At 60.3% G+C, this 3913-nt stretch carries 5 protein-coding genes and 1 pseudogene; 2 read left to right on the top strand and 4 right to left on the bottom strand.

Annotated elements, in window-relative coordinates; all coding sequences use genetic code 11:
- Window positions 1-421: 421 nt before the first annotated feature.
- Window positions 422-842 (bottom strand): annotated as a pseudogene (locus AC1DN0_RS40525) (transposase); the annotation flags it as partial.
- 55 nt (window positions 843-897) lie between these two features.
- Window positions 898-1464: a phosphate-starvation-inducible PsiE family protein gene (locus AC1DN0_RS40520; RefSeq protein WP_267600556.1), complete on the bottom strand. Its 567-nt coding sequence runs from the start codon at window positions 1462-1464 to the stop codon at window positions 898-900.
- 394 nt (window positions 1465-1858) lie between these two features.
- Here AC1DN0_RS40520 and AC1DN0_RS40515 point away from each other — a divergent pair, with 394 nt between their 5' ends.
- On the top strand, window positions 1859-2428 hold the full coding sequence (locus tag AC1DN0_RS40515) for a hypothetical protein (protein ID WP_441631339.1): 570 nt from the start codon (window positions 1859-1861) through the stop codon (window positions 2426-2428).
- Between the two features lie 103 nt (window positions 2429-2531).
- Here AC1DN0_RS40515 and AC1DN0_RS40510 read toward each other — a convergent pair whose 3' ends face one another.
- On the bottom strand, window positions 2532-3239 hold the full coding sequence (locus AC1DN0_RS40510; RefSeq protein WP_441631337.1) for a PAS domain-containing protein: 708 nt from the start codon (window positions 3237-3239) through the stop codon (window positions 2532-2534).
- Window positions 3240-3284: 45 nt separating this feature from the next.
- Between AC1DN0_RS40510 and AC1DN0_RS40505 the strand changes: the two genes are divergently transcribed.
- Window positions 3285-3470, top strand: coding sequence for a helix-turn-helix domain-containing protein (locus AC1DN0_RS40505; protein WP_477146573.1), 186 nt, complete (start codon window positions 3285-3287; stop codon window positions 3468-3470).
- Here AC1DN0_RS40505 and AC1DN0_RS40500 read toward each other — a convergent pair.
- Window positions 3390-3617 (bottom strand): Clp protease/crotonase-like domain-containing protein, encoded by a 228-nt coding sequence (locus tag AC1DN0_RS40500; RefSeq protein WP_441631353.1) that lies wholly within the window; start codon window positions 3615-3617, stop codon window positions 3390-3392. The genes AC1DN0_RS40505 and AC1DN0_RS40500 overlap by 81 nt on opposite strands.
- Window positions 3618-3913 lie beyond the last annotated feature (296 nt).

Below are 3913 nucleotides of genomic sequence, written 5' to 3'. Positions count from 1 at the left end.
GAGTTGGGGGCGTCCATACCAATGGATCCCGGCGTGCCCAATTCAGGCACCAAATGTGGTCCACCACATTTAGCAGAGGTTCCTTGGTTAGCGGTCGCGGCCGCTGCGTATGAACAGCCCCTGCGGAGAGCACGCGACCAGTAGCCAAAAAACCGTTTGTGCTAAACCGCTCCACGGGCGGTAGCGTCTATGGGCATTGAAAGGTCGCCGCGATGATCCGGCGCGATCCACACGCGTAAGCCGCCCACGGGACTGCGGTGAAGTGACGATGGCGATCGTGCGATGCCAGTGTAAGGGTGGACATCGCGAGATGAATCGGGCAGCTTTCAGACATTTCCATGCAGAAAGACCTGGATGGAGCAAGCCCGGGCGCGTTGCCCGCAGGAATAATGGACACGTGGTCGAGGGCAATGCCAACAGATCAGTGAACATGGTGAGGGGGCGGCGCACGCGGAAGTGCACCCGGCAGGAACGTTTCGATGCATACCATGTGACCCTTGGCGCAGATGGGGCAATCGTGTAGCGACCTGCCGGTGAGTCGCTGGTAACGTTCACGGTAGTCGTCCATGAGGCTGGAGGTGTCGTCCGCTGGGGCCACCCGGCGGCAGGCGGCAAGCTTGGCTGCTCGGTGGCGATTGGCCAGCAGGCCGTAACTGCGGATGTGCTTGAAGCCGTCGGGCAGGACGTGCAGCAGGAAGCGGCGGATGAAATTCGTCGGCCGCGAGCGACATGGTCCGGCTTGCGGGCCCATGTTTGTAGTCCTTCCACTGGAAGGTGACCGCCTCGTCGCCGTCGAAGCGCTGCAGCCGGTGGTTGCAGATGGCGACCGCGGATCGCTGGCGAAGGCTGACCAGAACCATGACGCGGGTGTCCGCTTTCGAGAAGGCCACGAGTCGCTCAGGCATTCGCATCCTGATCGTTGCCGTCCCGTTCGATGCCTCGTTGATGCGCCGCCTTCATGGGCGCAGATTTGCCTTGTTCAGCCATCGCGGCATCAACCGGGTCGTCGCGCTGGCGCATCAGCCAGTAAACGATGCCAAGCGCAACCAATGCAGCCGCAAGAGCGGCGATATGCGCGGGCGGCGTGGCCGGGTCGAGAATGATGAATTTGCGCGCTATCGCCAACAGGGCAATGAGGATGACGGTCTTGACTTGGACAATGTGGTCGCGCCGCACCATAACCCTGGTGATTGAATGCTTGAATTCCATTGCGATCAGCAGTGTCATGACCATGCCGAACACCGATTGAAACGTCCCATGATCCAGCGGGTTCAGTGCGCCCGACATAAGCAACATGGCGACCGCGCGTATCAGTTGCCAAAGCGATACGACAATGATCACTGAAACCACTGCGCTCAGGATGTGGGCAACGATCTGCTCGAAGCGCTCATAGAAGCTCAGAACGCGCCACTGCAGCCGATATGCATCGAGATCCTTGCGCAGGCCGCCTCTTTCATTCCTCATGGTTCACCCTTCCAGATAGTTAGACATCGACGGAGCGGATTGAGAGGGAAGCCGGGGGCATGAGCCTCTCCGGGCTGGGATGAGGGCTTCCTTAACATATTAGGGTGCGGAATCCGCAAAGTCATTTAAAATTCCATATCCGGCTTTTGATATCGGCACGCCGTGCACACGCTCGCCCATCCAGCGGCGCAAGGACGAATGCGCCATCGGCCGGCCGAAGAGAAGGCCCTGCGCAAGGCGTACTCCCCTGGCAATAAGCCTAGCCCGCTGGTCCTCGGTTTCCACGCTCTCGGCTATGTCTTGACCTTTTCGATGCGACTCGGCACTGCAACGCCGGGCTCCGCAACGCGCGAGGTCGTTGTAGACATCGATCCGCTAGCAGAGCATCCGCCGCATGACATTGAGAGGTACCACGTGCTCTCCGCGCCGAGTCGCGCTTGTTCCTCAGCGCACCACCGAAGGACTGGCGGAGGCGCTCGCCAATGGCACACAAACGCGTGCATTCGAGAAGCTTCTGGAACGCTTGGCGGAACATCAACTCGTCAAGCTCGCACATGCCATGAGCATTACCCTTGCGCCGTGCTCGACCATGTCGCCACTTGAGGCGCGAGCATCGATCGACAAGGTGCTCGACGGGCAGCCGCAGCAAATTTGGCGCATGGTCACGTTCGTGGTTCAGGGCTTGAAGGAAGCAATGATCAAGGGAAACTTGGAGGCCATTGTCCCGGTGCTTGACGGTCTGATTGCCCATGATGCTCAATCGGCGAGCGGCTTGTCGCGGCAGGCCGACGCGACTTTGGTCTTGGCCAAAGCCGCATTGGGCGCGCAGATAGAAGAAGACTGCGCGGCAGGATTGCTCACAGAGGTGCGGATCGCAGAACTCATGGGTAGAGGTCCGGGCCTCCACATCGTGGGCCATGCTGTGCTGGCTCCAGTGCTTGAAGGTCTTGGTGTGGCCGCGTAGGTGATTACAAGCCGTCAACACAACGCCCACATTACCGACTCACGGGAAGTTCTGTATCGCTGGCACCCCTGGTATGGTCGCAGGGCATGGATTTTCAACACGGTCACGAAGAATGGGGAGATCGTTCTGCGCTGTGCGCTGGACTCGCGCGAGCGGTCGCATCGGGGGAGGGACGGCGGCCCTGATACAGGTGGTTGATAAATTGCTGCGGTGTAGCGCCGCGCAATTCCCCGAGCGAGACGCCGAGCAAGCTGCAGAGCGCCGGATTGGCGTCATCGATCACGAGATTCCTGTCGAAGACACCAATGCCTTCGTCAACGGCAAGAAAGAGCGCATGGAGATGCTGCTTTCTCTCATTCAGGCTGCGGGTCACCACTGCTTCCCGGTCTGCCAGCAAGGCCAGATTTTTGATGGCCTTTGCCTGGCGGAACTGGAAGTAGACAATCAGAGCGGAAATGGCGCTCGCGAGCATGACAATCACCATCAGTCTGCTCCGATACGCCGCCAAGGCCTCATGCACGTTGTAGCCCACCACCACGGCGAGATCGCCCCGTGACAGCCGTTGGATGCCGAATATGCGCTCGATGCCGTCGATGGGGCTCTCATCAATGACTTGCGCGTCTCCGGGCCCGGAGAGGGCTTTTCGGACTTCGGAGCTTGCCGGCACGAACTGCCCAGGCATGGCGCTCGACCCGCTCAAGCGCGCCCGGAATATAAAGTCTTCAGTGCCGAGCACCCCGATCACGCCTTTGTTACCGAGGTAAATACTCTTGTAGACATTGGTTAGCGAGAGCGGATCGAGCGATACCACCACGACTCCGCGGAAAACGGACAGCCGCGCGAGCGGGCACTGACGGTGCTGGCACTATGCGGCGGCAATCGCCAGGAGGCGGCCCGTCGCCTCGGCGTCAGCCCGCCACGCTATGGCGCTGGCTGGGGGAAGCTGGCACAACGGCTGCGGCTATTCCCCCGTGAACGCTGCCGGCCGCCGCTGCTGAAAGTGTGCCACGCCTTCCTTGAAATCCGCRCTCTGGATGCTTAGGAACATTTCCTGGTTGGCATCCATAATCGCCTCGCCGAGGCTTTGATATGGGGTCTCCCACAGTTGCCGCTTCATCACGCGAATCGAGCGCATAGCTGTGCGCCTGGGCCAGGAGCGCATCGGGCGGTTCCGGTTGACCAGTCCCATGCGCAGCGCCTCTTCAGCCGTGACCTTGCGCGACGACAGCAGCAGATCCGCAGCATGTGTTGCAGATCGCTATTTCGGCTAATGGCGACCTCAAATTCCGCAAATGTGGGTGCCAGCCAGGATAGATGAAGGAAAAACGCTCTTCTCCTGCCGATGCTCGCGAGTGCTTTCAATGGAGATCTCCCCGGCGCGCAGGTCGTGGCGTGAACGCCGATCGCCAGAATACCCCTATTTTTCCGATCTTTCGCGAGGTCATACGCATGGCTCTACCGAACTATCACCCTCCCCGTCCGCCC

The sequence above is a fragment of the Cupriavidus sp. 05N39 genome (genome assembly GCF_056397325.1).
The sequence above is the reverse complement of the archived record's forward strand: the minus strand, read 5'-3'. Positions and strand labels throughout refer to the sequence as shown.

Excerpts from the sequence above, each read along its gene's own strand:
- AC1DN0_RS40520 (WP_267600556.1), bottom strand. The coding sequence starts at position 1,464 with ATGAGGAATGAAAGAGGCGGCCTGCGCAAGGATCTCGATGCATATCGG.
- AC1DN0_RS40515 (WP_441631339.1), top strand. The coding sequence starts at position 1,859 with ATGACATTGAGAGGTACCACGTGCTCTCCGCGCCGAGTCGCGCTTGTT.